The organism is Bifidobacterium platyrrhinorum, from assembly GCF_010667645.1.
Taxonomy (GTDB): domain Bacteria; phylum Actinomycetota; class Actinomycetes; order Actinomycetales; family Bifidobacteriaceae; genus Bifidobacterium; species Bifidobacterium platyrrhinorum.
In genome coordinates this window covers 572,809-599,808 of record NZ_WHZV01000001.1, presented here as the reverse complement: position 1 = coordinate 599,808, position 27,000 = coordinate 572,809, and the positions used below count along the sequence as shown (strand labels likewise).

Below are 27,000 nucleotides of genomic sequence, written 5' to 3'. Positions count from 1 at the left end.
ATGCCAGCTATATCGGCGACGAATCTCTCGATCGGATACAGGAACTCCCCGATCGTCAGCGACATCAACCTGCAATTACGTACGGGCAGGATCATCTGCCTGCTCGGGGCGAACGGTGCGGGCAAGACCACGCTGATGAAGACGCTGCTCGGGCGGATCAAGCCCGTGAGCGGGAACATCACGTACACCGGGACGAATATCAACGAGATGTCCGCAGCGATAGACCACCCCAGTTTCTTTCCCTACCTGAGCGGCAGACGGAACGTCGAGGTGGCCTCCGCGTTCTGGGGTCTGGACGTGGACCCGAAGACGGCGTTGGACGCTGTCGGCATCGACCGCGCGGCGCATGGACGGAAGGCGAAGGACTATTCGACGGGCATGAAGGAACGTCTGGAGCTCTGCCTCGCCCTCGTACCGCATCCGAGATTCCTGTTCCTTGACGAGCCGCAGAACGGCTTGGACCCCGATGGCATCGCCTCCTTGTCCGAAACGCTTCGCGCCTATCGGGATAAGGGGAACTGCGTCGTCATCTCAACGCATCTGCTCCATGAGATCCAGGGAGTCCCGGACGAATGCATCATGATCCGCCATGGCCGGGCCGTGCAGGTCACGGATCTGACCGGAGTGAACCTCGCGGAACTGTATTACGGGAGGCATGAGTCGTGAGCGCCGTTTCTCCCATTCGCGCGTTGGTCGCCTATTACTGGAATGCATGGTATTCCCTCGCCGCGGCGTTCGGTGCGGTGGCGTCCCTTCTGCTGGGCGCGTGGATCTCAGGCGCGGCGAACGGAACCCCGATAACCGGAGGATATTGCATCTATTTCACCGGCACCCAGCCGCTGATCTGCCTCACGTTGCTCTTCGCATGCGATGACAGGGTCGCGAAAGCGCACTACGGGGGTCTGCCGCGTCACGTGTATCGCGCGTGGACGCCATGCTCGCTCAGGACCATGTTCCGGGCTCTGCTCCTGACCGCCGTGAACCTGATGAGCGTATTGTGCTTCGACGTCATCATGGTCCTGACGGGTACCGGAATGCACCCGCATCTGACCACCGTCCTGTACTTCGTCGTGCTGCAGAGCCTTGCGACTTCCCTGATCTACTCGATCATCGAGATCATCACCGATCCCAGGATCGCCGGGGTCATCTCGGGTGTCCTTTGCTATGTCTGGGTTCTTCTGCCGGGCGACCTTCCCGATTATGCGACGCCCTACGTCGCGAACGTCCTGCGAACCGTCGGATTGAATCTGAACGGCACTATGATGTCGCCGGCGGAAACGGCGAACAGATCGCCTATAGGTCCTGTGATGGTCGTCGTCCCGATTGTGACGCTTTTGGCCGCCTATGTGCTGCTGAGCTGGTTCCGTTGCAAAGGAGCGGACAAGAAATGAAATCCCTGATCCGTATCGAGCGTGTGGCGTTGATCCGCTGGTCGACGCTCGCCTTCATGGCCGTGCTTTTCCTCCCGCTGCTTTTCTTCCGTTACGGGAACACAGGCGCGGTGGCGCAGTCGGCGATGGTGATGGCGCTTCCCATAGCCACGGCCGGTCTCGTCTTCTCCCATGCGAGGGTGCCCTCTTCGTATCGTTCCTTCAGCATCCACGATCGGCTTCTGCTTCGCTTTACCTTGGAGTCGCTGTCGCTCGGCGTCGTGGTCAACGTCTGCCTGACTTTGCTGTATGGATTCGCCATCGGGTTTGCCGTCAATGAGCGGCCTCTCTCACCGCATACCGTTGTGATGCTTGCGTTCGCCGCCGTCGTTCTTTCCCTTGCATGCTTCGCCCTGCGACTCTGGGCTAGTCCCCTCGTCGCATGGAACGTCGTCGCCTTCTTCGTCGTCGCCGGGCTTACGGTGAGCTCCGGCATGTTCGAAGACGCGCCGATGCTGTACGCCGTCATACCGACCACATGGGCATTACACGGAACGGGATTCGCCGGTTATGTGATTCCGGTCGGCGTCACCGTCGCCGCGATAAGCGCATGGCTGCTGCTCAAGGCGGTGAGACGCATCTAGTGCCGAATCATCGACCAGAACGTTCTACTTCTGCAATCTGCAGTAGAGCGTTCTGGTTGGGCCGGCAGGATTCGGACCTATGACAATCCGTTACCCATTGGGCTGCGGTTCGTGTTCGAGTGCGAGTTTCATTTTGCTGTTGTCCATCAACCACGCATGCAGGTCGCGATCCAGTATCATCGCCAAGTCGAAGCATGCCTGTACCGCTTCCATCAACGTGATGCGCCGGTTCTCACCGGGCAGCGGGATGCCGTTGACGAGCGGCTCGTGATGGGCGACCCTGTTGCGCAGGGCGTGCACCGTCTTGACGATGTCCAGCGCGTAGCGTCTTGTCCAACGTTCTCCCATCGCACGCGCATACTGGCGCCCATTGGAAAACGTCTTGTCAAGCCCCTTGCGCCAGAAGTCGTTCTCGTAGTCGGCGCGCCTCTGGTCCGGCCACTTCGTATGGATCGTGCCTCCGTCCTCCAGAAGGTTGCGCCAGAAGCCGAACGTCAATGAGGCAACGAGATGACCGTGCGTATGAATTCCGCGCTGTTGCGGCGTGAGATGGTTCCATGCCTCGCGGATCTGGTATTGGGTACGGTCGTCGAAGTTGAGACCCGCCATGTACCAGTCTTCGGTGCCTGTCTGTTCCGAGGAAATGAGGGACAGCCGCCGGTCCATGTGGTTGCGCAGGGCGACTTCGAGGATGGCGATGTCTCCCATGCAGGCGCTGGCCATGTCGTGATCCCACAGGTACAGTCGCAGCGCCGGGCATGAGCGCCGCTGGGCTTCGGAGTCGTAGGATGCGAGCCGTTCGTCGGTGATGCACGCGCGCAACGCCCTCTCCTGCGGGCTGCCCTTGCGAGGGGTTTGCGAGAGGAAATCAGGCGCTGGGTTTGACTGTCGGCTCATAACCCATTATCATATTCCATGAATTCCCCCAATGGGCCTCTCCGGACGGTCTTCGACTCAGCCGTGATGCACTGGGGGTTCTCTTTTTTCGAGAGCGTCATCGGTGGGGTTTGTCACCCTAAGATGACAGATCTTGTTTGTCTCTCGACTTCCGGGCTTCTTTCCATGAAGGTATGAGTCATACGTCGGAAACGGCGTGATCAACCTTTACGGAAAGGGGCTGGCGTGGCAATCCAAAATCCGAATACGCCCATTGCGGCAGGCCATTGGCAACGAGATGACGGTCTGCAACCGGTCAAGTCGATGTCGGTTCAGGCGTGTGGGCTGGTCAAGCGTGTGGCTTCCGCTGATGGTTCCAGTCCGAGTGTGATTCTCAATGGTGTCTCGTTGGATATTCCCGGTGCCGGGTTGACGGCGATCGTCGGGCCTTCGGGAGCGGGCAAGACCTCTCTGTTGTACGTGTTGTCAGGTTTGGACAGGCCCGACTCGGGTCGGGTCGTCATCGGCGGCACCGACATCTACGCGTTGGACGAGGAGCGTCGTTCGCGGTTCATACGCGGGCATATCGGTTTCGTGTTCCAGCAGTACAACCTCGTGCCGTATCTGACGGTCAAGGAGAACGTGATGCTGCCGCTCTCGCTCGCCCATCGCAAGGCCGATTACGTCCGGGTCACGCAGCTGCTGTCCCGGTTCGGCCTGCGCCGGAGGGCGAGGACCGTGGTGAGCGCCCTGTCCGGTGGAGAGCAGCAGCGCGTGGCCCTGTGCCGGGCCCTGCTCTTGCGTCCGTCGGTGGTGTTCGCCGACGAGCCCACCGGCGCGCTCGACACCGCGAACAGCGAGCTCGTGCTGCAAGTGCTGCGCGAGCTGGCGGATTCGGGTTCCAGCGTGGTCATGGTCACGCATGACACGGACGCCGCCGCCCTGGCCGACCGCGTGGTCTTCCTGCGTGACGGCGGGATCACCCACGTCGAGGGCAGGCTGACCGCCGGGCAGATCGTCGAGGGCATGCGCCGCACGTTCGAGCCGGCCATGTCGCAGCACGGCCGGGAGGCTCGTCGTGGGTAGGTATGTGCTTCGCGTGTTCCGTGACGATCTCGCGGGTTGGGTGCCCGCGATCATGGTGATCGCGGTGGTGACCACGCTGGTGGGCGTGTGCATGAACCAGTTCGTGTGGACCTCGTCGCCGTCGTTCGCGTCGGCCGCCCGGCTGGCGGGTTTGGATCTGGCCGAGTTCGCCATGGTGTCGGTCACGATCTATGTCGTGGTGGCGTTGCTCGCGTTCTTCTCGCTGACGGTGGTCGGTTCGGCCACGGTCGACCGCATCCGCGGCACGTTCGCGCAATGGCGTCTCATGGGTGCCAGCCCGAGCCAGGTGCGTGCGGGCATGTGGATGCTCGTGGGCGTGGCGAGCCTCACTGGTTCGCTGCTCGGCTCGCTGATCGCGATGCCGGCCAGCCTGCTCGCGGTCCCCGAGTTCGACGCGATGGCCGCGGAGAGCTTCGCCGGCGGGCTCGGCTCGTTCGTCCCTCCCGCGTTCACACCGTCCGCGACGGCATGGCTCGGCTCGCTACTGTTGGGCGTGGCCACGTGCATGCTGGGTGCGTTCGTGCCCTCGATGCGTGCGGCGAAGGTTCGTCCCATCGAGGCGATCCGCGGCGGGAACGCGCCGATCGGGCGGCGTGGATGGCGGCATTGGGCTCGTTGGGCGCTCGGACTGGTCGTCATGGCGGCGGCATTGGCATTGGCGTTCTCCGGCATGGGCATGCCGCGCGCCCACGCATTCGGACAGGAGGCCGGCCAGACGTTCAACAGCGCATTATGGGCCGGGATCATCGCGTCGTTCGGCATGTACGTCCTCGCCGGCGTGCTGGTCCCGATCCTGCTGGACGCGGGACGCGTCATATGCCGCCTGTGCGGGTCGGCGACCGGCGTGCTCGCGGCCCGCGCCGCCAAGGCGAAGACCGTGTTCAGCATGAACACCATCGCCCCGCTCGCACTGGCTCTGGGATTGTCCGCGACCCTGCTGACCTGCGCGCGGTCCTACGGGCGGATACTGACCCTGGGCGGCCATCCGACGAGCCTGAACTACGCGGACTCGCTGCTGATAATCGCGATGCTGTGCATCGTGTCCCTGGTCACGAGCCTGGCCGTCATCGCGTTGTCGAACCGCGGCATGGTCGCCGATCAGGCGCTGCTGCGCAGTATCGGCCTGTCGCCGCGCCGGGTGACGCGCATGATCCTGTGGCAGAGCCTGCAACTGGCCGTCGGCGCGGTCGTCCTCGCGCTCATCCCGGTCGCCGTCAGCTCGCTCGTGCTCACCACACGCTCCATCACGCTCGTCGGCGTGCCGGTGGTCGAAATCCCGTGGGCCAGTGTGATCGGCGCGGGAGCGGCCTGCTGGCTGGCGTTGTTCCTCATCCAGTACATGCAGATTCGCCCCGCGCTGCGTCGTAGCGTGGCAAATGCGATCAGGAGCCGTTGACATGCAATCACATCAACGCAACGATTCGGTTATCGGCTTCCTGCTGCTCGGCCTGTTCCTGTCTCTGCCCGGCGTGCTGATTGCGTGGATCATCGGCCGCGACGGGCACGGATGGGAGCATGGCGGCCGTGTCGTCGCATGGATCGGGGCGCTGTTCTCGCCGTTCGTATGGCTGGCCATCATCATCGTATTCACTGTGTTGTTCACCGGTTCGATCACGATGCTCAGCTGCCTGATGCCCGGCGCGGATTGTCTCGCCCAGTGAGCATGCCGATGACCCGACGAGGTGGCACAGTGGATCATATGGAACGGCAAACGGTGAATGTCGGCAGAATCACTGCCATAGCCATGCCATTATGCGTGCTCGCGGTCGAGGGCGCGATGCTCACGTGGGAACGCATGATCGGCGCCCCGTTGGACCCGATGTACATGCTCGCCAAGCAGACCGGCGGATTCGCGATGCTGCTGCTGTCCCTGCTCCTGTCATGCCTGACATTGGTGTTCCGCTACCGGATCCCGTCCGTCACATTGGCGTCGCAGCTCATCCTGACCTTGATGCTGTCCTTCTGGCATGCGGACTCGATCCTGCTGGTCCAGCTGGTCGCGGCGTTCTACACATTCATGCGCACGGTCGGGGAACGCCGCATGTACATCGGGTCCCTCGCAACGACGCTGGTCGTGACCTTGGCGACGTTCATGTCATGGCCCGCCAGCCGTTTCCTCGGCGAATGGCCCGGCCGCATCCTCCTGCTCGCACTCGCCGGCGCGATCGCGCTGGCGCGCCGCGGCATGGTCCAAGCCAGGAACGCCACGGCAGCCGCCGGTCTGGAACACCGGCGCGCGCAAACCGCCGTCAAGCAGCGTGACGCCGCGGTGCGTCGTTCGCGCATCGCCGGACAGCTGCACGACAGTGTGGGCCACGGCCTGACCGCAATCATCGCTTTATCCGAAGGATTGACCGGCAAGACCGGCGACCCGCGCGTGGAGGAGGCTCTGAAAGGCATCAACGAGATCGCACGGGAAAGCCTGACGGACACGCGCAAAGCCGTACGCGCGTTAGCTGAAACCGAGGTGGACGGCGAAGACGAAGACCCCGCCAGGCTGGGCTCCCGGAACATGCACTCATGGGACGACATCCGTCCGATCCTCGCACACGCCCGCACGCTCGGCATCATCACCATATTCACCGAAACCGGCATCCGCGCCGACGACGAATCGCAGGCGAATCTCTGCTTCGACGTGACCCAAGAGGCCATCACCAACGCCATCCGTCACGGCAGGCACGTCACACATCTCAACGTCTCATGGAACCACCAGCCTCGGAACGGGGTCACCGTCACCGTCCACAACGACGGAGCCGGCGACGCGACACCAACCGCCACACCCGATGACGGCACCGGACTGGCCAGACTGTCACAGCGCGTGCGGGATGCCGGCGGCGTATTCGCCTATGGGCCAATAGATGGCACCGAATGGCAGGTCAAAGCGGTCATTCCCCCGACCGGGAAACAGCAGACTGAAAGGAAGGTCCAGCCATGATCCATGTGATGCTCGTGGATGACCAGAGACTGGCACGGCTCGGCTTCCAGCTCATGCTCGACGACGTGACCGGCATCACCGTCATCGCAGCGGCGGAGAACGGGCAATCCGCCATCGACACACTCAACCGGTTGGACGTTAATCACCAGGCGTTGCCCGACGTGATCCTCATGGACGTGCGCATGCCCGGCATGGACGGCATCGAAGCAACCCGACACATCACCAAGCACTGGCCCACCATCAGAATCCTCATCCTCACCACCTACGACGAAGACGACTACGCCTTCGGCGGACTCGACGCAGGAGCCAGCGGATTCCTACTGAAGGACGTCACCAAACGCGCCCTAGTGGAAGCGATTCGCTCCATCGCCAGCGGCGATGCGATCCTCACCCCACGTATCACCAGACAGGTGCTGGAACGAGGTCTCCCCCATCCCACGGGAGACCGACGGCAACAGGAGTTGCGCGCATCATTCGACGCGCTTACCCCGCGCCAACGTGAGATTTGCTCACTCATTGCCGAAGGACTCAGCAATGAGGAGATTGCCGGCAGACTCGTCATCGAATCCAATTCGGTCAAACGCGCAGTCAGCCGCATCCTTACGACCCTCGGGCTCAGGGATCGCACTCAGATTGCCGTCAGCTGGTACAAGGCCGGAGGGTTGTAGTTTTTTCGTCACCGTAAATCCCGAGGTAAAGGCGAAGGCCCATGCCGTTAGACATAAATGTCTCGTTTCTCCAGTATGAGGGAGGCGATGGCGATGATGATGAGGGTCAGGCCGATGGATGCGCCGATGCTGATGCACATGGTGGCGGGCGTGACGGGATCGACCGGGAACGAGGTGCCGATGCGGCTGGCGGCGGAGCCCATCATGGTGGCCCGGGTGAGGATGCCGTATGGCAGGAAGTATGCGGGAGTCAGGTGCAGGAGCAGGAGGAACGTGTCGGCGCCGGCCAGGACGAGTCCCATGGCGACGGGAGGGGCGAACGGCCGGATGAAGCAGGAGAATGCCGACTGGGCGGCGGCCACGGGCAGGCAGGCGATCATGGAGGCGAGCACGCTCCACCAGTATTCCAACGGCAGCATGCCGGGTAGTCCCGCGAGCTTGCCCACGAGGATCGCGGTGATGAGGAACACGGGTTGCATCAGTGCCGATAGCAGCCCTATGGCGAGGGTCTTGCCCGTCATGACGCCCCACGCGGGTGTTCCCGAGCTCATCAGGGTGTTCCAGTTGCCGCCCTTGTGTTCGACGCGCCAGACGAGCGAGGCGATGACGGCGATGCCGACCGCGTACATGGCCATACCGTAGAAACCTGTTGCGCGGGCCCACAGGAGATGCCAGCCGTCCGTGCCGAACCCTCCCGAGATGAGGGTCATGCCCGTGCCGGTCAACACCATGATCAGCGGGTAGAGTACGACGAAGATTCCTATGCGTGAGCCTTTGATCTTCGCCAATTCGCAGGCCATGAGACCTGCGAGGTTCGCGTGTTTCATGAACGGGCCTCCATTCGGTCGAATCGTGCGGTGATCCACAGGAACATCACGGCGGCAATCACGGCGAGTACGCCGACCGCGGCATACGAGGTGTCGTTCCAGACGAGCGATTCCCCTTGGTATCCGGCGGGCATGATCTTCGCGTACGCGCCCCACAGCGTCGGATAGGCGAGCCAGTCGGGGAACGCGCCGGCGAAGTTCGCCAGCAGGAACCCGATCAGGCCGATGCCGATGCCGGCAAGTTGGTTCTCCACGCGCGAGGCGATGAGGAGCTGCACGGCGAGCACGATCAGGCTAACGGTGGTCACGGCGACCGCGTAGCCGGCGAGTCTCAGCCAGGGCACCGGTCCGGTGACTCCGACGGCCAGAGCGAAACCGGTGGTGACCATGACAGCGAGCAGGGAGACGAGAATGACCGGTAGTCCGGTGGCGATAAATTTGATCCGGCACAACCGGCCCGGTGCCAGTCCCGCGGTGGATTGGAACAGCCACCCGTTGCCCAGATGCTCGATGTCGGCCTGACGGCTGGCGATGACCGCCAGCAGGATCGGCATGAGCATCGAGAACCCCGCTCCCATGCAGGCCGTGACCAGTTTCCATGCCGTGCCGTCCGTATCGGTGAGGTGTCTGGTCAGTCCGGCGCCGAGGCTTTCGAACATGGTGGCGCCGATGATGCCCACCGGCATCAGGATGTAGAGGGGCAGGACCTTGAGCCGGTGCATCTTGGCGTATTCGTTCATGATGGCCCGGCGCAGCATGCCTTCGTTCCTAGACTGCGGGGCCGCGGTGGCGGCATCGGGCGTGGCCGCGCCCGGGGTTGCGTGTCTCATAGGCTTCCCGCTCCCGTCAAACGCATGAAGATGTCCTCCAGGCTTTGTTCGCGGCGGCGCACCATGAAGATGCGTAGGCCCTGGCTCACGAACCATGCGATGATATCGGCGGTCGAGTCGTGAGAGCCGACGCCCGGTACGGCCAGTGTCCGGTCTTCGAGGGCGAGTCCGGTGTAGCCGCGTGATTCCAGCAGGGCCTTCGCCTTCGCCGGGTCGTCGGTTTCGACGAGCAGGTCGGGTGTGGCCTTGGAGAACAGTTGGGAGCGCGTGCCTTGGAACAGGAGACGTCCTCGTGACAGGATGCCGAGTGTGTCGCAGGTCCTGTCGATCTCGCCGAGCAGGTGGCTTGATACGATCACCGTGACGCCCTGATCGCGCAGACGTGCGAGCAGTTCACGGATCTCCTCGATGCCTGCCGGATCCAGCCCGTTGGTCGGCTCGTCCAGTATCAGCAGTTGCGGCGAGCGTGCGAGTGCCATGGCGATGCCGAGGCGTTGCTTCATGCCTAGCGAGTAGTTGCGTACGAGCTTGTCCATCTGGCTTTCCATGCGCACCGCGTGCACGGCCGTGTCGATCTGCCGGTTGCTCAGCGAGAGCAGGCGTTGGACGATGCGCATGTTCTCCTCGCCGGTCAGGTGTCCGTATCCGGGAGGCGATTCGATCAGCGAGCCGATGTGTGTCAACTGCTCGCCCCGGGTCCTGCGGTTCATGGGTCGTCTGTCGATGATGATGTCGCCTCCGGTGGGTTGGACCAAGGACAGGAGCATCTTCATCGTGGTGGATTTGCCCGAACCGTTCGGGCCGAGGAACCCGTACACGCTGCCGCGCGGCACGAGCAGGTTCAGATCGTCGACGACCGTGCGGTCGCCGTAGCGCTTCGTCAGATGATGGGCGGACACCATCGCGTCGGATGGAGACCCTTGCGGGGATTGTCGTTGGTTGCTCATGGCATCCATGATTCCCGGGATCCGCCGCCCCCGCCATTGGCCGGATGGACTATTCGCGTCCGGTGCCGCTAGTCGTTTCGGACTAGTCGAGTCGCTATCACCGGTCGTCGGCGGAGACAAGGCCGATGCGGTAGGCCAACACCGCGGCCTGGACGCGGTTGCATGAGCCGGTCTTGTCCAATACATGCCGCACATGCACGCGCACCGTGTTCTCGGCGATACGCAGACGGTCGGCGATCTGCCCGTTCGACAATCCCAAGCCGATCAGACGAAACACCTCCGTCTCCCGGTCGGTCAGGTCGAACGTCGCCACCGCACCCGTGACGTCCCTGTTGCCGGCATTGTCCTTCGTGCTCCCGTTCGAAAGGAAATGCCCCAGCAGACGCGCGGTCATGCGTGGGGACACGACCGCGTCACCGGCCTCGACGTGCCGTATCGCCGAGACGAGCTCGTCCAACGGTGCGTCCTTGAGCAGGAATCCCGATACCCCGGCCTCCATCGCGTCGATCACATACTCGTCCAACGCGAACGTGGTCAGCATCAGCACACGAGGCGCATCGTCCTTGAATTCCGCGCGGATTCGCCGGGTCGCCTCCACGCCGTCCATCACGGGCATGCGCACGTCCATCAACACCACATCCACCGGTGTGGATTCCAGAAACGCCAACGCCGCACCGCCGTCCTCGGCTTCACCGGTCACGTCGATGCCATCGACGGTCTCCAACAGCAGCTGCAATCCCATGCGGAACATCGGCTGGTCGTCCACAATCAATACGCGAATCGCCATCACTTCATCTCTCCCTGTCATGCGCATCGTCGAACGGCAGCACGGCGATCACCTCGAACCCGCCCCGAGGGCCCGGTCCGAACCGCAGCGTGCCGTCATAGGCATCAACCCGTTCCCGCATGCCGATCAGACCTCGACCGCCATCGGTGAAACCGCCGTCATGATGCGACTTCGGCCCGGCGCCGTCGTCATCCACATGGATGGTCAGGGCATCCCCGCCGTAATCCAACGTCACCTCGATGCGGGTCAACGACGGGCCGCCATGTTTGACTGCGTTCGTCAACGACTCCTGCACGATGCGATACGCCGCGGCATCCAATCCGGTAGGCAGAGTGCGACGTTCGCCCCGCACCGTCAATTCCACATCGACGCCACCCGTGCGGGCCCGGGCGACGAGAGCATCCAGATTCACAAGACTCGGCTGAGTCGAATCGTCGGTACTCGTATCGTCGTCGCGCAGCACGGTCAGCACCCGGCGGATGTCGGCCGTGGCCGCCCGCCCCGTACCGCTCACCATGCTCATCACCTTCCCGGCCTTCGCGGGGTCCGAATCGACCAGACGACCTGCGGCTTCCGCCATCACCGTCATCGACACCAACGAATGCGAGACCGCATCATGAATCTCACGTGCAATGCGCGTACGCTCTCCGACGACAGCCAGCCGCACACGTATATCCCGCTCACGTTCCAACCGCCGATTGCGTTCGCGCAAGGAACCGACCAGCAGACCCCAACCCCACACCCAGCCGATCAGCATCACCGCCAGCATCACCGCATCGCGCGACAGCCAGCCGGCACGCACCTGCCACGCCGCCACGACCCCCACGAAGCTAAGCGCCAATAACGCGGCGATCAACGCCTGCAGCCAGCGACTCCGGCTCGCCACGTTATACACGCCGAACACCACCATTACCGATGACGGCAACGGCGTCACCACACCATCGAACATATTGAGGGGCACGTCCGAACCGGGAACCGGAAGCGGGACAAACAGCACTTGAACGATAGCGAATCCCAACGAGACCAAAAACGACCCCAGCGGGAAACGCCGTCTCGCCAACCACGGTGCGCACATCCCGACCGCGCACACCAACCCGACAACACCCTTCAACGGAACACCGAAAGAAAACCACGGCAACACGAACGGCAAATCACACAACAGCACAACGCCCGTCACGAGCGCATCAAGCCAAGGAACATGGAAGGTCCTGACTGAAACACTGTTTATCGGATTTGTCTTCAAGTCCACGGACAACACGGTAGATGCACAACAATACAATCCCATTCATGGCGGAACGAAGTGTTGGCATGTGACATAGAAGTCGAATCCTGGATTAAGCGGGTTGCCCACTCATCAACCTGCGCATAATACGGGCGAATCCTGGCATGCCGGAATGTTCGAGCCGTTCCAGTTCTTCCTGCATGGTGCGCGGCGGATGCTTTTTCGATGCGACCAGTTCGGTCATGGCCTTGACCGCGCGCTCGGGATATGCCTCGGCGACGCCGGTCAGAAACGCGTCGGGGTGACGGGCGGATAATCCGATTTTGGCGAGTTGGTTCGCGGGGAAGTCCTTCAGATTGAAGGTGACGATCACATCCGCATCACCGTTATAGGCGGCGGCCGCCACATGCCGATCATCAGCGTCCGGCAACACGACCTCACCGGTCAGTTCCGGAATGGGAGAGACAAGATAATACGGCTTGATATTGCGGATGGTGGACAGATAGCGGTCGACCCAAGCAGAATCTTTGCCAAGGTCATCGACGAATGCCCGGCGGGCTTCTTCGAACACGTCGTCGGAGTATTCGGGGTCGAACAGGTGATGGTCGGCAAACGTGAGCAGCACATCCGTCAGCCAAGTGTGCGGGAAGATGTTCGCGTCAAGAAAAGCGACCACCAACTCAAATTCCTCTCGTTTCAGCTGTAACGAGCCAGATAGGTCGAGTAGTCGATGTCGTCTAATCCGCCTTGGCTGGCGGCCTCGCGCATGGTCTCCAATGCCTCATGGCCGTGGGATTCCGACTTGTCGCGGTAGGCGACGACCTGCGCGCGGGAAACCATGCGGTTGCCTTTCGCGCCGTAGCGTACGAACGGAATCTCTCCGGCGTCAAGTATGCGGGCGACGGTCTTCGCCGATACGCCGAGAATCTGAGCGGCTTCACCGGTGGTGATCATCTCGGCAGAATCTCCGCACGCGATGGCCGCGAACGCACGGCGCAGCTCCTCCGCGTCCAACGGGTATGCCTTGCCGTCGCCCGTGGTGATGTATGCGGATCCCTTGCCGATCTGGGAAATGGGGATTGCCTCGAATGTTGTCATGGCCACTCCTTTCCTGAAACCTCACGTACAGCCTATCCCGAATCAGACATTTCGACAATATCGGACATATCGGACAATTGGTCGATTGGAGACGAAATGGGCTACCCTGCGTGTGGAATGTTAATCTGCATTGAATGCCGTGCAGCCCAGACGATGAGGCGGACGCGGTTGGTTTGGCCGGTTTTCCTGAGGATGTTGCCGATGTGGGTTTTGACGGTGGACACACTGATGCCGAGGCTCACGGCGATCTGGTCGTTGGAGTCGCCTTGGATGATGCGGGCAAGGATGGCGTGTTCCCGGCCGGTGAAATCAGGGAGATCGTCGTTCCCGCTATCCGAGGTCTCGCTGTCGTCCGCGGATGCCGTTCGGCGTGCTTGTCGGACTGCTCGTCGGTTTACCGCTCGGTGTCACCGGCGTGAAAGCCCAGATCGGCGGCATGACCGGCCAATTCACCACGCAACTGCCATGGACGCAGATTGGCGTGCTCATTCTCGTCATCCTTATGGCGGCGCTCCTCGCCGCGGCTGTCCCCGTGCGCAATGCCACCCACATCCAACCCGCACAAGGCCTCACCAGCTGAAAGGATAAGATAAAGGAGATGGAACCATGATTACGGTGCCATCTCCCTCTCCCCTATGTCTCACATAACTGGATGTGGAAGGTCTGATGACGCTGGTCCGGCGCCGACGGAGATGAACGCCGCCCCCCCTACAGTCGGATGTCCGGCGCGGGCGCGGCGGGACGTTCGTCGATGGCCTGCAGTCCGGCGACATCGGCCGCGTAGAAGCGGTTCAGGTCGTCGGCGAACTTCGCGAGGCTCGGCTTGGACGAGTACAGCATGTGACCGGCCGGATAGTACGTGAACGCGACGTTGCCGCGCAGCGGTTTCGGCAGGCCGAGATGGTCGATGTCGTATTCGGTCTGGCCGAACGGCGTGCACAGGTCGTAGACGCCGTTGCCGATGAGCACCTTCAGCGTGGGCTGGTGGGCGATCGCGGCGGCCAGGTCGGGCACGACGTTCGGGAACGGGATGTTCTGCCCCCATGAGGATTTGGTCATGTCCGGCTGCCTGTGCCACCAGGTCCAGCCCTTGCCCGGTTCGGTGGCGTTCCAGTCGAAGTCGGCGAACCCGACGCGTTCGGGCGTGCGGTCCCAGCCGAGTTCGTCGCGCAGGTACGCGTTGGCGAGGCTCGAATACGCGGGGTCGAGGAACGCGTCGTCCACGACGAACGTCTCCTCGTCGTTCATCAGGTCGAGGTCGTAGCCGGCCACGCGCCCGTCGTAACGGCCGACGATCTTCCCTTCGTCGCGCAGCAGCTCCTTGCGGAACCGCATGTCCACGACGCGCAGATCGGAATCGTAGACGTACTTCGCGTCCAGACCGGTCAGTTCGGCGTACCGTTCGGCGACATGGCGCTTGACCGAGTCGTCCAGCGAGGCTCCGGCGGCGAGGGCGAGGCGCAGCGGGCCGTTCGCGAACGCGCGAGCCTCCTGCAGATGGTCGCTGGGGTCCGTTTCCGTCGTCACACGGCCATGGTATTTCGCGACTGATGCGTAGGTTGGGAAGTACCCGATGTAGAACTGGTCGGACGTGTCGAGCGTGTACGCGTAGTCGAGGATGTTGGAGATGAGCGTGAGCCCGTTCAACGCGACCCCGTCCTGCTGGAGCCGGTATGCGAGGGCGGTGCCGCGCGTGGTGCCGTACGATTCGCCGAGCACGTACTTCGGCGAGTTCCAACGATGGTATTTGCTCGAATAGGCGCGGATGAACGCGCTGAACCCGGCCACGTCGCCGTCCACCGACCACAGTTCCGGTTTCGCCTTGTCGAGGATCTCGGAGAATCCGGCGCCGGGAGCGTCGATGAACACCAGATCGGAGGCCGGCAGCAGCGTGTACGGGTTGTCTTCGAGACGGTACGGCGCGGCGGGCACCGGTGCCGCGTCCGGCACGTCGATGCGTTTCGGGGCGATCGATCCCATGAGCAGGAACGTGGTGGACGATCCAGGGCCGCCGTTGAAGATGTAGGTGATCGGGCGTGCGTGATCGGCCTTGCCTTCATCGTCGAGCAGTTCGAATGCGGTGAAGAAGACGCTTGCCGCCGGCTTCACCTTGGGCGTGTCGATGAGCAGCGTGCCCACGGTCGCCGCGTAACGGAGCGTACGTCCGTCGATGTCGATGGCGTGGCGTGTGGTCTTCTCATATGGTTCCGGCAATTTCGCCTGCGTCGCCGCCGGCGTCTGCTGCTTCGTCGCGTCGCCGCCTTGCTTGTCGTCAGCCGTATAGGCCATGATGCCTTCCTTCCTTCCTTCCTTCGGCGGATGCCCCGTCATCGTGTTCGTTTCATCGTCCACTATACGTGCGTGAGAAGCGTCGATCCGCGCATTACGATAATCAACACGTTGTTGATATTGCCCTGTCGTTTGCAATGGTCACCATGTTGTGCATTATCGGGAGCGATTGCCCGAAGTCCGCCGAAATCGGGATAATCGCGGGGATGGTCCTATGAGCAACACGAAGGAGAAGGACATGATCGACGGGTTCAAGAAGTTCATCTCACGCGGCAACATGATCGACATGGCGGTCGGCGTGGTCATGGGCGGCGCGGTCACCTCCGTGGTGAACGCGATCGTGGACAGCCTCATCAACCCGCTCATCGCCATGGTGTTCGGCAAGCCGGACATGAGCGGCCTGCTTGCGTTCACGTTCAACGGGGCGACCGTCTCGATCGGCGCGATTCTGGGCGCGCTGCTCAACTTCCTCGTCATCGCGGTGGCCGTGTACTTCTTCATCCTCGTGCCGATCAACAAGTTCCGCGACATGACCGACGCGATGCTCGTCAAGGCGAAGCTCAAGCAGGAGGAGGACGAGAAGGCGAAGGAACCGGAGGTCTCTCCCGAGGAACGTACCGTCGAACTGCTTTCCGAGATCCGCGACCGGCTGGCCGCCCCGGATCGGCTTGCGCAGGCACGGCGGGAATCGTCGTCGGACGTCGACTGAAGCCGACGCCCCGCCGCGCGCATGTCATGTACCGGAGGGGCCGACCGAACGGGCGTGGGGATTCATCGAACCCGCGAATCGCCCCGGCTCACCGCTTCAGGTCGGCGGCGCGCAGATTGCGGGCGATGGCGCGTTCGCGACCGCCCTTCGTGGCGTAGAGCCCGGCGGCGACGAGCAGGAACATCACGGTGCAGCAGACCCACAGCACGCAGCTTCCGAATCCGCTGATGATCCAGCCGCCGACCAGCGGCGCCGCCCCGTTCGACAACGCCCAGACCAGGTTGTACAGCCCCTGGTAGGTGCCGCGCGCCTCGGCCGGGGCGAGGTTCGCGACGGTGGTCGCGGCGATCGGGAACGTGCCCAGCTCGCCGAACGTCCACAGCACCGTCGCGACCGCGAAGGCGTGCCATGTGGTCGCGCCGATCTGGAACATGTACCCGACCGCCGTCATCAGCATGCCGAGCACGAGTACGCGCGTGTTGCTCATCCGGTTGAACACGGCGATGGCGGGGATCTGCAGCAGGCACAGCATGCCGCCGTTGATGGTCAGCAGCACGGAGTACTGGTCCGTGCCCATGCCGAGCCCGGTCATCGCGATCGGCAGGCCGCTGGTCATCTGGAAGTACGCGATCGTATAGCCGAACATGAGCACCACCATCGACATGAACGGCCAGTCGGCGAATGCGCGACGGTAGTTCGCCAGCATCGAGACGCCTTGGCCGGCGCGGGTCTCGGCCGGAATCGTGGAACGGTTCTCCTCACCGGCATCGCACGGAGCCGTCGCCGCATGCACGCGCGCCTCATGGAAGAAGAACGCGAGCATGCAGGTGGCGACCACGAGGATGATGGCCTCCGCGTAGAACATGAGCGTGTATGAGATTTTGACGAGCTGGTTCGCGATGATGGGGCCGATGGCGAAACCGAAGTTCACCGCCCACGTCTGCAGCGTGTATGCGCGTTTCTGGTCGCGCATCGGCACCACGTCCGCGATGTACGCGGCGATGGCGGGTGTGGGGATGGACGAGATCGCGCCGTAGACGAGCAGCATCGCGCCCATAAGCGTCGGATCGTCGATGAACGAGAGCAGCACCAGCATCGCCGCCGATCCGATCTCGCCGGCGATGATCATCGCCGGGCGGCCGAACCGGTCGGACAGGGATCCGCCGAACAGGCAGCCGAAGATGCCCCCGAACCCGTACATGGAGACGATGGTGCCCGCAAGCCCCGCATCCACATGCAGGTCCTTGACGAGGTACATGGACATGAACGAGATGACGAACCTGCCCATCCATAGAATCAGCAGGGCAAGCCACAGGCCCCAGAACATCAACGGCAGACCGAAAACGGCGCGGCGGTTCGTCCTTTCACACATGGGCCACCATCCTATGGGCACGTTCGTACACGTTCCGCGGTCGTGCCATTAGAGTGGGCGTCGGAACCGGTCACCGGCACCGGGGAGGTCGAAGGGAGACATCATGGTGAGCAAGGCGTTGATCGTGGTCGATGTCCAGCCGACGTTCTGCGAGGGCGGCGAGCTCGGCGTCGAAGGAGGCAATGCGGTTGCGGAACGCATCGCCGCATACGTGGAGGCGCACCGCGACGATTACGCATACATCGCGACCACGCAGGACTGGCACATCGAGCCCGGCGACCACTGGTCGGAGCATCCGGACTTCGTGGACACGTGGCCCGTGCACGGCAAGGCCGGCACCCCTAACGCCGAACTGCACCCGGCCATCGCCGCGCTCGGGATCGGGCATCATTTCAAGAAGGGCCAGTACACGGCCGCCTACTCGGGGTTCGAGGGCATCGAGGACAACACGGATCGCATCCAATCGCGTGACGAGGTCCGGGCGGCGCAGGACAGGGGGCTGACGCTCGCCAACGCGCTTAGGTCGGCGGGCGTCGGCCATGTGGATGTGGTCGGCATCGCCGAATCGCACTGCGTGAAGGAGACGGCGCTCGACGCGGTGAAGCTCGGCTATCCGGTCACGGTCTTCGAGGACCTGACCGTACCGGTCAGCGAGGAACTGGGCGTCGCCGCGCGCAAGGAGATGGCCGACGCCGGCATCGCACTGCGTGATTCGCGCTGACGGCCGCCCCCCCCCGTAACGAACCCCATGGATAGCGAACTGTTCGAGAAGGCGCCGGTGCCGAAGGCGTATTTCGCATTGACGATGCCCGTCGTGCTCAGCATGCTCGTCACGCTGGTCTACAACATGATGGACACGTACTTCGTGGCGCACACCGGCGACACGGGCATGGTGGCCGGCGTATCCCTCACCGCGCCCGTGTTCACCGTCATGATCGCGCTCGGCGACATCTTCGGCCTGGGCGGCGCCTCGGTCATCTCCCGCCTGTTCGGCCGGAAACGCTATGACGACGGCCGCCGTCTGAGTGTGTTCTGCTTCTACGGGGCGATTGTCACCGGCCTGCTCATCGTCGTGTTCGGACTCGTCTTCCGCACGCCGATGCTCGACCTGCTCGGCGCCACCGACGACACGTGGGCGCACGCCTCCGCGTTCTATACGCTCATCATCATCGGCTCGCCGTTCATCATCGTGTCGATGACGCCCACGAACCTGCTGCGCACCGAAGGCCATGCCGTGCCCTCCATGATCGGGTCGATGATCGGCACCGGCGTCAACATGGTCCTCAACCCCCTGTTCATCCAGGGGCTTGGTTGGGGCGCCGCCGGTTCCGCCGGCGCGACCGTCATCGCGAACATCTGCACCGACGCGTATTTCGTCTGGTTCCTGCTCGCACGCAGCCGCAACCTGTCCATCGACCCGAGGCTCATGTTCGGGCATGCGACCGCGGCGGCCGTCACGGCGAAGCGCCGGCTCGACATCACCGCGCTCGAGGTCCGCAACATCCTCGCCATCGGCATCCCCTCCGCCATCACGAACCTCACGCAGAGCGTGGGAATGGTCATGGTCAACCTGGCCCTGCTCCCCTACGGCACCGACGCGGTCGCCGCCATGGGCATCGCACTGAAGGTCGTCATGATCGCCGTGCTCGTGTTCGTCGGGTTCGCGTTCGGCGCGCAACCGCTCATCGGATACAACTACGGCGCGCGCAACATGCGCCGCCTGCACGCCGTCATGCGGTTCGCCTACCTGTTCCTGTGCTCGTTCGCGCTGGTCATGACCGTCGTGCTGAGCGTCTTCGACCGCTGGCTCATGCGTTTCTTCATCGCCGACGAGGTCATCGTCGCACTCGGCGCAGGCATGCTGCGCGTCCAGCTGCTCAGCCTCGTGTGCGTGGCCGTCGTGATGGTCACCACTTGCACGTTCCAATCCGCCGGCAAGGCGCTGGGTGCGTTCGTGCTGTCGATCAGCCGTCAGGGCGTGGTCCTCGCGATCACCCTGGCCGTCGGCTCGCGCATCGCCGGATACGACGGCGTCATCGCCGCGCAGGCCCTCGCCGATCTCGTCACCGCGGTGATGGCCGTCATCCTGTTCGCCGTGCTGCTGCCCGAGCTGCGCATGAAGACGGCCGGCCCTACCGCGTGAGGCCTCTCAACAGGGTTATCTCGTCGCGGTGCGTGGTCGCCGTGGGCTCCTTGGTCTCCAGGATCATCGGCAGACGGGCCATGCGCGGGTCGTTGACCAGCGTGGTGAAGAACGGGATTCCCAACTCCCCCTCGCCGATGTTGGCGTGACGGTCCTTATGCGAGCCGAGCCCGAACAGCGAATCGTTCACATGGATGGCCCTCACCAGGTCGAGACCGACGGTCCCGTCCAGTTCGCGCATCACGCCCTCGTAGTCGCCGAGCAGATCGTACCCGGCGTCGAACACGTGGCAGGTGTCGAAGGTGACGCCCACCTGCGACTTGTCGTCGACGCCGTCGATGATCGCGGCGAGCTCGCCGAAATCACGCCCGCATTCGGTGCCCTTGCCCGCCATCGTCTCCAACAGGATCGGGACGCGTCCCGCATCGGGTACGTCACCAAGCGTGTCGAACACCCGGTTCAACCCCTCCGAGATGAGTCGGAGCCCCGTATCCGCGCCCTGCCCGACATGCGAACCGGGATGGATGTTGAGATACGTCTCCTGCCCCGCTTCGCGGATGGGGGCGAGCAGACGCAGGTCCTCCTCCAGCGCGGCGATCGCGAACGCGCGCTTCGCCGGGTCCTTGCCGGCGAGATTGTACACATACGGCGCGTGGACGACGATCGGCCCGTAGCTCTCCTCCCGCAGCCTGAGGCCGAACTCCCCCGCACCTTCGGGAGCCAGCGATTTCGATCGCTTCCCGTAAGGCGACCGCGGGAAGAACGCGAACGCGGTGCCGCCCTCGTCATGCGACCGTTCGAGCAGCCCGCTCCAGCCTCCGGAGGTGGACAGATGCGATCCGATGAAGAGCCCGGTCATCCGCGTTCCTTTCCTGAATGTCCCGTTCGATATGCCGCCCTCATCATACCGTCGTCGCATGGGCGCGCGTCTCCGTCCGGGCGGACGGCCGGGCGACCGTTCCCGCCGTCTTCCGTTCCGACACCGTCACGACCACTTCCGGAGCACGCCCTGCGGCACCTTGGACACGTCGAACCGGTAATGGCCGGTGACGGCCATATGCGTGTCGAATGCGAGATAGTCGTTCTCGCGCTGCCGTTGCCCCATGTTGTGCAGCACGAACGCCGTACCGTTCGCGTCGCGCTTGTCGGAGACGATGCCGATGTGCTTCACGTGTTGGAACACGACGATGTCACCGCCCTGCCATTGCGCATGGTCGGCCGGGTCGAGCGTGAGTTTCTCCCCGTATTTCGCGAAGAACACGTCGAGCACGCCGGTGCGGCGGAAATCGATGTTCGGGTCCGGCCGGGGAGCGACGGCGGCGTAGCTCCCCGGATCGGCGGCCACATCCGCATCCACCATGGACTTCAGGTCGTACCCGGCGTTTCGGAATGCGCGCCACACCAGATCGGTGCATGCGCCGCGGTCGTCCGGCGGATATCCTCCCTCGTAATAGCCGTCGTCATAGGCGGGACGGTTCTCCGCATCGATGCGGGCGCCGGCGACGATATCCGCGTAATCGTCCACACCGTTGCCGTTGTAGTCGACCGGGCTCACCGCCTTCGGGTATCTCGCCCCGGCGGCCGCATCCGGCGCGAAACCGTCCGACGTTCCGCCGGCCGTCCCGGCATCGCCCGCCACACGCCAGGATGCCGTCGCAAGATGACGGGCGGCGTACGTTCCGGCCGCCGCCAACGCCGCAAGCAACAGGACGGCCATCCCCCAGGCGAACCACCGACGCCTCCCCCGCGCCGCCCCGGCACCATGTCTCGTCATCGTCCATCCTTCCCGGGCGCATCATGCGGATGCGCATGCCTCCCGCCATTATCCGCCATCCGCGGGTTCATGGGGATCCCCTCGGCCCGCCTGCGGGCTTCTCTTGCCGAATAACCACAAACCGGCTGGTAACGTGAGACGCGACGACAAGGAAGGGGACTTCACCGGGCATGGCCAAACGCACGACGAACAATACGACGCGAAGCGCGAAGGCGCTCCGGCACGCGCTCATCGTCGTCATCGCCACCATCTGCATCGTCACCGCCGTGATCGTGGGCGTCGTCCGCCTGTCGGCACGATGGCTCGCCGGACTCTCCTCATCGACCGTCACGCAGGACACGAGCTCGTACTGCATGGCCAAACAGACGGACGGCGTGATGAGCTACGCGTTGTCCGCCGAGCAGTCGGCCAACGCGGCCCTCATCACGGCCATCGGCGTGACGCGCGGCCTGCCCGACCATGCGGCCACGGTGGCGCTCGCCACGGCCATGCAGGAGTCCAAACTCAGGAACCTGGAATACGGCGACCGTGATTCGCTCGGCCTGTTCCAACAGCGTCCCAGCCAGGGATGGGGCACCGTCGAACAGCTCATGGACGAGAACTACGCGACGAACGCGTTCTACGACGGACTCGTCAAGGTCTCCGGATGGGAGTCATTGCCCGTGGAGGACGCCGCCCAGGAGGTGCAGCATTCCGGCTACCCGGACGCGTATGCGCAATGGGACGGTCTGGCCCGCGCCTGGGCGCAGTCATTGACCGGCGAGGTCGCGGCGGGCGTCGGGTGCAAGCTGCCGGACGCCGACGCGTCCGATCCGGACGGGCTGATCGCCGCGCTGCAGAGCGCCTATCCATCCGTATCCGGTTCGCGCGCGGACGGGAACAAGGGCGACTCCCCCGTGACCGCCGTCTTCACCATGCCCGCGGACCTGTCCGGCGACAATCTCAGACGCGCGGTCTGGCAGACGTCGACGTGGCTCGTCGTCAACGCGCGGCATTACGGCATCACGAAAATCGAAGCGAACGGCATGGTATGGACGCGTGCCGACACCGCATGGACCGGCACCGAGAAGGAGGGCGACGTGGTGACGGTCACGTTCGCGTGACCGTCACCACCGGGAAAACGCCGGTTACAGCTCGCGCAGCTGCGCGGCGATCTGGATGGCCTCGACGCTGGCCTCGGCCTTGTTGCGGGTCTCCTGCCACTCGTTGGCGGGGACGGAGTCGAGCACCAGTCCGGCTCCGGCCTGCACGCTCGCCTCGTGGTCGCGCAGGAACGCGGTGCGGATGGCGATGGCCATATCCATGTTGCCGGAGAAGTCGAAGTAGCCGACGGTGCCGCCGTAGATGCCGCGGTCGGCGGGCTCCAGCTCGTCGATGATCTCGATGGCGCGCGGCTTCGGCGCACCGGACAGCGTGCCGGCCGGGAACGCCGACATGAACACGTCGAACGCGGTCATGTCAGGATTGACCTCGCCGGTGACGGTCGAGCAGATGTGCATGATGTGGCTGAACCGCTTGATGTCCATGAGGGACACCACCTCGACTGTCTCCGGCTTGCACACCTTGCTCAGGTCGTTGCGCGACAGGTCGACGAGCATGATGTGCTCGCTGCGCTCCTTCGGGTCGGCGAGCAGCTCCTTGGCGAGCTTCGCGTCCTCCTCCGGGGTCTTGCCGCGCGGCCGGGATCCGGCGATCGGGAAGGTGAGCGCGTGGCCGTCGTCCACCTTGATGAGCGTCTCCGGACTGGAGCCGATCACGTTGAAGTCGCGTCCCTCGGCATCGGTGAGCGCCATGAAGTACATGTACGGGCTCGGGTTGAGCGTGCGCAGCACGCGGTACACGTCGAACGGGTCGGCCGGCGAGTCGATGTCGAGCCGCTGGGAGATGACCGTCTGGAACACATCGCCGTCGATGATGTGCCGCCGCGTGGCCTCCACCGCCTTCTCGTACACCTCCTTGGGGGTGCGGAACCGCAGTTCGGGCTGTTTGACGGAGGTGTCGAGGGCGCTCACACGGGCCTCGCCCGGCGTGGGCGTGGCCGCGTTCTCCTGCATGCGGTCAAGGCGTTTGACGGCCTGGTCGTAGGCGATGTCGGCGCGGGTGGGCTTGTCGTCCACGTTCACCGCGTTGGCGATGAGCCACACCGAGCCGGACACGTGGTCGACCACGGCGATGTCGGTGGCGAGGGCCAGCACCATCTCCGGCTGGCCGGTTTCGTTCGGGGCCTGGGCTCGCAACGTCGGCTCCCAATGGCGGATCGCGTCCCAACCCACGGTGCCGACCAGACCGGAGGTGAGGTTCGGCAGTCCCTCCACGCGCGGCGCCTTGAGCGTCTTGAGCGTGGCGTGCGCGACCTCGATCACGTCGCCGTGCGTGGGGACCCCGGCGGGCACGGTGCCCAGCCAATCGGCGTTGCCGTCCTTGTCGGCGCGCAATTGCGCCATCGAATCCACGCCGATGAAGCTGTAACGGCTCCACGAACCGCCGTATTCGGCCGATTCGAGGATGAACGTGCCGGAGCGTCCTCCGGCGAGGCGCTCGTAGAACCCGACCGGGGTGAGCGAATCGGCGAGCAGGCGGCGCACGATCGGAATCACGCGGTAGCCTTCGCCGGCCAGTTCGAGGAACCGTTCGCGGGTCGGCCAGGTGCCTCCCCAGTTGAGATGTTCGACGCTGCACTCGCTCATGCCCGTGCCTCCGTTTCCGTATCGTTCGCGTTCTTCCCGCCGTCCGGTCCGTCGGCCCGTTCCGGTGCGCGATGGCCGACGACCACCGGCAGCGGCCCGCCTTCGAGGAAGCAGCTGCGCTTGCCGGTGTGGCAGGCGGCGCCCACTTGGTCGACCTCGACGAGCAGGGCGTCGCCGTCGCAGTCCAGGGACACGCCCTTCACGTACTGCACGTGGCCCGAGGTGTCGCCTTTGCGCCAGTATTCCTGACGGGAACGCGACCAGAAGGTCACACGTCCGGTAGTGAGCGTGCGGCGCAGCGCCTCGTCGTTCATGTATCCGACCATGAGCACTTCGCGTGTGTCGTACTGCTGGACGACCGCCGCCACGAGTCCCTTCGCGTCGCGCTTGAGCCGCGCGGCGATGCGGGGGTCGAGTTCGGTCGTGTTGTCGTAGATGATGTCCGTCATTGTCGTCTTTTCGTTGTGTTCGCTGGATGGTCCGTCGGTGAATCCCGTATGCCGCGAATGCGCGGTCAGCGCACCGTGTAGCCGTGCCGTTTGAGCTCCGCCTTCACATCGGCGATGGTCATGAGGCCGAAGTGGAAGACCGATGCGGCGAGCACCGCGTTCGCGCCCGCCTCGATGGCCGGCGGGAAGTCCCCGACCTTGCCGGCGCCTCCGGAGGCGATGATCGGGATGTTGACCTCCTTGCGTACGGCGCGGATCATCTCCAGATCGAAGCCCTCCTTCGTGCCGTCGGCATCCATCGAGTTGAGGAGGATCTCGCCGGCGCCCAGTTCCTCGGCCCGCTTCACCCACCAGATCGCGTCGATGCCGGTGGATTTGCGGCCGCCCATCGTGGTGACCTCGAATCCGGACCGCGTGTGCTGCTCGCCCTTCTCGCGGCGGGCGTCGACGGACAGGACCAGCACCTGGTTGCCAAAGCGTTCGGCGACGCGGCTGATGAGCGTCGGATCATTGATGGCGGCCGTGTTGACGCCCACCTTGTCCGCGCCGCAACGCAGCAGCGAGTCCACATCCTCGGGCGTGCGCACGCCGCCGCCCACGGTCATGGGGATGAACACCTGCTCGGCGGTACGCGACACCACGTCGATCATCGTGTTGCGATGCGAGCTGGACGCGGTCACGTCGAGGAAGGTGAGTTCGTCGGCGCCCTGACGGTAGTATTCGGCGGCCAGTTCCACCGGGTTGCCGGCGTCCTTCAGATTCTCGAAATGCACGCCCTTGACCACTCGTCCGGCATCGACGTCCAGGCACGGGATGACTCGAACCGCCAGCGACATAACTCCACTCCCCTGTTTGCAAGGCTTTCCATTACCGTCTTCAGCCTACCGGCCGCATGCCGGGCGGGCCGGCCGCGTCTCGCTATGCTGACTGGGACGCGCGCCGGTCCATACGGGTCGTCCGAAACCGTCGTCACGCCGACTCGCCACGGCGTTCGAACGCCTCCTTGGTCTTGGCGGCGAGCTGGCCGCATGCGCCGTCGATGTCCTGGCCGCGGGTGTCGCGCAATGTGGCCGTGATGCCGGCGTCGTGGAGGATCTCGAGGAACCTCGCCTCGTCCTCCGGCTTGGAGGCGGTCCAGCGGGAGCCCTCGATCGGATTGAGCGGGATCGGGTTCACATGGGCCCAGTTGTCGCCGTAATGATTGAGCCGCTTGGCGAGCAGGCGCGCATGTTCGGCCTGGTCGTTGATGCCGCGCATCAGTGCGTACTCGATGCTGACGCGTCGCTTGGAGGCCAGCCAGTAGTCATGGGCGGCGTCCAGCACCTGCGTGGTGTCGAAACGACGGTTCATCGGCACGAGTTCGTCGCGCAGCTCGTCGCTGGGCGCGTGCAGGGAGACGGCGAGGCGCACCGGGATCCCCTCCGCGGTGAGCTTTTTGATTCCGGGGACCACGCCCACCGTGGAGACCGTGATGTTGCGTGCGGAGATGCCGAAGCCCTCGGGGGGCATGGCGGAGATCTGCCGCACCGCGGACAGCACCGACCGGTAGTTGCCCATCGGCTCGCCCATGCCCATGAACACGATGTTGCTCAGACGTCCGGGGCCGCCGGCCACCTCGCCGTCACGCATCATGCGGGCGGCCACGCGCACCTGCTCGAGGATCTCGCCCGCGGACATGTTGCGCGTCAGACCGAGTTTGCCGGTGGCGCAGAACGGGCATCCCATGCCGCAGCCCACCTGCGAGGATATGCACAGCGTGGTGCGTGTCGGGTAGCGCATGAGCACCGATTCGATATGCGAGCCGTCGAACAGGCGCCACAGCGTCTTGATGGTGGTGCCGTTGTCCGCCACCTGACGGGTGACCTCATGGATGAGTTCCGGGAAGAACGCGGCCGCGGCCTCGTCGCGTTTCGCGGCCGGGAAATCGGTGAATTCGGAGGCGTCCACATCGAAATGGCCGTAGTAGTGGTTGGCGAGCTGTTTGACGCGGAATCTGGGCAGGCCGAGGCCCTGCGCGGTCTCGATGCGCTGTTCGGGGGTCATGTCGGCGAAGTGCAGCGGCGGCTTGCCACGCCGGGCGTGGTCCTTGGATAGCACGTCGCGGAACGCGCCGGTGGTGCCTCCCGGTGTGATGCCGGTCTCTGGGGTGTCGGAATGCGGGTCGACCATGTGACTTCTTTCCGTTGTCGTGGATTGTCGTGGATGTGGTAGGGGACGTCTTCTTCTTATGCGAGCGGGGCCGGGCGACCGCGATGGGTCGCCCGGC

At 64.1% G+C, this 27,000-nt stretch carries 29 protein-coding genes and 1 pseudogene; 13 read left to right on the top strand and 17 right to left on the bottom strand.

The genetic code is table 11. The features are described 5' to 3' along the window. From GFD21_RS02485 to GFD21_RS02475, 3 genes are read left to right on the top strand one after another with little or no spacing between them, the layout of a single operon-like run. Positions 1 to 666 carry an ABC transporter ATP-binding protein gene (locus GFD21_RS02485; RefSeq protein WP_163196335.1) on the top strand — a complete coding sequence of 222 codons (666 nt, stop codon included), beginning with the start codon at positions 1 to 3 and terminating at the stop codon, positions 664 to 666. Further along, positions 663 to 1,391: a hypothetical protein gene (locus tag GFD21_RS02480; protein ID WP_163196334.1), complete on the top strand. Its 729-nt coding sequence runs from the start codon at positions 663 to 665 to the stop codon at positions 1,389 to 1,391. Before GFD21_RS02485 ends, GFD21_RS02480 begins: the two co-directional genes overlap by 4 nt. Then, positions 1,388 to 2,014 (top strand): cytochrome C oxidase subunit IV, encoded by a 627-nt coding sequence (locus GFD21_RS02475; protein ID WP_163196333.1) that lies wholly within the window; start codon positions 1,388 to 1,390, stop codon positions 2,012 to 2,014. The genes GFD21_RS02480 and GFD21_RS02475 overlap by 4 nt, the downstream gene beginning before the upstream one ends. Positions 2,015 to 2,104: 90 nt before the next feature. On the opposite strand, the gene GFD21_RS02470 is transcribed toward GFD21_RS02475, so the two are convergent. Next, positions 2,105 to 2,911 (bottom strand): Abi family protein, encoded by an 807-nt coding sequence (locus GFD21_RS02470; protein ID WP_163196332.1) that lies wholly within the window; start codon positions 2,909 to 2,911, stop codon positions 2,105 to 2,107. Between the two features lie 303 nt (positions 2,912 to 3,214). Between GFD21_RS02470 and GFD21_RS02465 the strand changes: the two genes are divergently transcribed. The 5 genes from GFD21_RS02465 to GFD21_RS02445 are packed head-to-tail and all read left to right on the top strand — an operon-like array spanning position 3,215 to position 7,600. Further along, positions 3,215 to 3,976, top strand: coding sequence for an ABC transporter ATP-binding protein (locus tag GFD21_RS02465; RefSeq protein WP_163196331.1), 762 nt, complete (start codon positions 3,215 to 3,217; stop codon positions 3,974 to 3,976). 13 nt (positions 3,977 to 3,989) lie between these two features. Next, positions 3,990 to 5,393 carry an FtsX-like permease family protein gene (locus GFD21_RS02460; RefSeq protein WP_318643716.1) on the top strand — a complete coding sequence of 468 codons (1,404 nt, stop codon included), beginning with the start codon at positions 3,990 to 3,992 and terminating at the stop codon, positions 5,391 to 5,393. A 1-nt stretch (position 5,394) separates the two neighbouring features. Continuing rightward, positions 5,395 to 5,658 carry a hypothetical protein gene (locus tag GFD21_RS02455; RefSeq protein WP_225431537.1) on the top strand — a complete coding sequence of 88 codons (264 nt, stop codon included), beginning with the start codon at positions 5,395 to 5,397 and terminating at the stop codon, positions 5,656 to 5,658. 53 nt (positions 5,659 to 5,711) lie between these two features. Beyond that, positions 5,712 to 6,932, top strand: coding sequence for a sensor histidine kinase (locus tag GFD21_RS02450; protein ID WP_318643715.1), 1,221 nt, complete (start codon positions 5,712 to 5,714; stop codon positions 6,930 to 6,932). After that, a complete protein-coding gene (locus GFD21_RS02445; RefSeq protein WP_163196328.1) occupies positions 6,929 to 7,600 on the top strand; it encodes a response regulator transcription factor in 672 nt (223 codons plus the stop codon). The genes GFD21_RS02450 and GFD21_RS02445 overlap by 4 nt, the downstream gene beginning before the upstream one ends. A gap of 47 nt (positions 7,601 to 7,647) precedes the next feature. Here the strand turns inward: GFD21_RS02445 and GFD21_RS02440 are convergent, their stop codons facing one another. The 8 genes and pseudogenes from GFD21_RS02440 to GFD21_RS11380 all read right to left on the bottom strand — a co-directional run. Continuing rightward, on the bottom strand, positions 7,648 to 8,427 hold the full coding sequence (locus tag GFD21_RS02440; RefSeq protein ID WP_225431534.1) for an ABC transporter permease: 780 nt from the start codon (positions 8,425 to 8,427) through the stop codon (positions 7,648 to 7,650). Then, positions 8,424 to 9,257 carry an ABC transporter permease gene (locus GFD21_RS02435; RefSeq protein ID WP_163196327.1) on the bottom strand — a complete coding sequence of 278 codons (834 nt, stop codon included), beginning with the start codon at positions 9,255 to 9,257 and terminating at the stop codon, positions 8,424 to 8,426. Before GFD21_RS02435 ends, GFD21_RS02440 begins: the two co-directional genes overlap by 4 nt. Then, the gene (locus tag GFD21_RS02430; RefSeq protein WP_225431531.1) at positions 9,254 to 10,204 is read right to left on the bottom strand and encodes an ABC transporter ATP-binding protein; all 951 of its coding nucleotides are present in this window, start codon (positions 10,202 to 10,204) and stop codon (positions 9,254 to 9,256) included. The genes GFD21_RS02435 and GFD21_RS02430 overlap by 4 nt, the downstream gene beginning before the upstream one ends. A gap of 97 nt (positions 10,205 to 10,301) precedes the next feature. Then, complete coding sequence (locus tag GFD21_RS02425) at positions 10,302 to 10,991, bottom strand: response regulator (RefSeq protein ID WP_163196537.1); 690 nt, start codon at positions 10,989 to 10,991, stop codon at positions 10,302 to 10,304. Positions 10,992 to 10,995: 4 nt separating this feature from the next. Next, complete coding sequence (locus GFD21_RS02420) at positions 10,996 to 12,240, bottom strand: sensor histidine kinase (RefSeq protein ID WP_163196326.1); 1,245 nt, start codon at positions 12,238 to 12,240, stop codon at positions 10,996 to 10,998. 85 nt (positions 12,241 to 12,325) lie between these two features. Next, complete coding sequence (locus GFD21_RS02415) at positions 12,326 to 12,889, bottom strand: PIN domain-containing protein (protein ID WP_318643724.1); 564 nt, start codon at positions 12,887 to 12,889, stop codon at positions 12,326 to 12,328. A gap of 20 nt (positions 12,890 to 12,909) precedes the next feature. Continuing rightward, complete coding sequence (locus GFD21_RS02410) at positions 12,910 to 13,311, bottom strand: helix-turn-helix domain-containing protein (RefSeq protein WP_163196324.1); 402 nt, start codon at positions 13,309 to 13,311, stop codon at positions 12,910 to 12,912. 101 nt (positions 13,312 to 13,412) lie between these two features. Next, positions 13,413 to 13,607: pseudogene (locus tag GFD21_RS11380) on the bottom strand (response regulator transcription factor); the annotation flags it as partial. Between the two features lie 74 nt (positions 13,608 to 13,681). Between GFD21_RS11380 and GFD21_RS02400 the strand changes: the two are divergent. Beyond that, positions 13,682 to 13,891 carry a hypothetical protein gene (locus tag GFD21_RS02400; protein ID WP_163196323.1) on the top strand — a complete coding sequence of 70 codons (210 nt, stop codon included), beginning with the start codon at positions 13,682 to 13,684 and terminating at the stop codon, positions 13,889 to 13,891. A gap of 128 nt (positions 13,892 to 14,019) precedes the next feature. Here GFD21_RS02400 and GFD21_RS02395 read toward each other — a convergent pair whose 3' ends face one another. After that, positions 14,020 to 15,600: a S10 family peptidase gene (locus GFD21_RS02395; RefSeq protein WP_163196322.1), complete on the bottom strand. Its 1,581-nt coding sequence runs from the start codon at positions 15,598 to 15,600 to the stop codon at positions 14,020 to 14,022. A gap of 238 nt (positions 15,601 to 15,838) precedes the next feature. Between GFD21_RS02395 and mscL the strand changes: the two genes are divergently transcribed. Further along, positions 15,839 to 16,309, top strand: a complete 471-nt coding sequence (mscL, locus tag GFD21_RS02390) for a large conductance mechanosensitive channel protein MscL (protein ID WP_163196535.1) — start codon at positions 15,839 to 15,841, stop codon at positions 16,307 to 16,309. Between the two features lie 88 nt (positions 16,310 to 16,397). Here the strand turns inward: mscL and GFD21_RS02385 are convergent, their stop codons facing one another. Further along, positions 16,398 to 17,681: an MDR family MFS transporter gene (locus GFD21_RS02385; protein WP_163196321.1), complete on the bottom strand. Its 1,284-nt coding sequence runs from the start codon at positions 17,679 to 17,681 to the stop codon at positions 16,398 to 16,400. 106 nt (positions 17,682 to 17,787) lie between these two features. Here GFD21_RS02385 and GFD21_RS02380 point away from each other — a divergent pair, with 106 nt between their 5' ends. Together GFD21_RS02380 and GFD21_RS02375 are read left to right on the top strand one after the other, a co-directional pair. Further along, a complete protein-coding gene (locus tag GFD21_RS02380) occupies positions 17,788 to 18,402 on the top strand; it encodes an isochorismatase family protein (protein ID WP_163196534.1) in 615 nt (204 codons plus the stop codon). 27 nt (positions 18,403 to 18,429) lie between these two features. Beyond that, entirely contained in the window at positions 18,430 to 19,824 is a 1,395-nt protein-coding gene (locus GFD21_RS02375; RefSeq protein WP_163196320.1) for an MATE family efflux transporter, read from the top strand. On the opposite strand, the gene GFD21_RS02370 is transcribed toward GFD21_RS02375, so the two are convergent. Together GFD21_RS02370 and GFD21_RS02365 are read right to left on the bottom strand one after the other, a co-directional pair. Beyond that, positions 19,814 to 20,683, bottom strand: coding sequence for a deoxyribonuclease IV (locus GFD21_RS02370; RefSeq protein WP_163196319.1), 870 nt, complete (start codon positions 20,681 to 20,683; stop codon positions 19,814 to 19,816). The two genes, GFD21_RS02375 and GFD21_RS02370, sit on opposite strands and share 11 nt — an antisense overlap. 126 nt (positions 20,684 to 20,809) lie before the next feature. Continuing rightward, on the bottom strand, positions 20,810 to 21,598 hold the full coding sequence (locus GFD21_RS02365; RefSeq protein WP_225431530.1) for a DUF1287 domain-containing protein: 789 nt from the start codon (positions 21,596 to 21,598) through the stop codon (positions 20,810 to 20,812). A gap of 170 nt (positions 21,599 to 21,768) precedes the next feature. Between GFD21_RS02365 and GFD21_RS11225 the strand changes: the two genes are divergently transcribed. After that, positions 21,769 to 22,701: a cobalt transporter gene (locus GFD21_RS11225; protein WP_163196318.1), complete on the top strand. Its 933-nt coding sequence runs from the start codon at positions 21,769 to 21,771 to the stop codon at positions 22,699 to 22,701. Between the two features lie 24 nt (positions 22,702 to 22,725). On the opposite strand, the gene trpE is transcribed toward GFD21_RS11225, so the two are convergent. The 4 genes from trpE to rlmN all read right to left on the bottom strand — a co-directional run bounded on the left by trpE (position 22,726) and on the right by rlmN (position 26,903). Next, complete coding sequence (gene trpE, locus GFD21_RS02355) at positions 22,726 to 24,285, bottom strand: anthranilate synthase component I (RefSeq protein WP_163196317.1); 1,560 nt, start codon at positions 24,283 to 24,285, stop codon at positions 22,726 to 22,728. Next, positions 24,282 to 24,734, bottom strand: a complete 453-nt coding sequence (hisI, locus tag GFD21_RS02350) for a phosphoribosyl-AMP cyclohydrolase (RefSeq protein WP_163196316.1) — start codon at positions 24,732 to 24,734, stop codon at positions 24,282 to 24,284. Before hisI ends, trpE begins: the two co-directional genes overlap by 4 nt. Before the next feature lie 65 nt (positions 24,735 to 24,799). Then, positions 24,800 to 25,570 (bottom strand): imidazole glycerol phosphate synthase subunit HisF, encoded by a 771-nt coding sequence (gene hisF, locus GFD21_RS02345; protein WP_163196315.1) that lies wholly within the window; start codon positions 25,568 to 25,570, stop codon positions 24,800 to 24,802. 133 nt (positions 25,571 to 25,703) lie between these two features. Beyond that, the gene (gene rlmN, locus GFD21_RS02340) at positions 25,704 to 26,903 is read right to left on the bottom strand and encodes a 23S rRNA (adenine(2503)-C(2))-methyltransferase RlmN (RefSeq protein WP_163196314.1); all 1,200 of its coding nucleotides are present in this window, start codon (positions 26,901 to 26,903) and stop codon (positions 25,704 to 25,706) included. Positions 26,904 to 27,000: the final 97 nt, after the last annotated feature.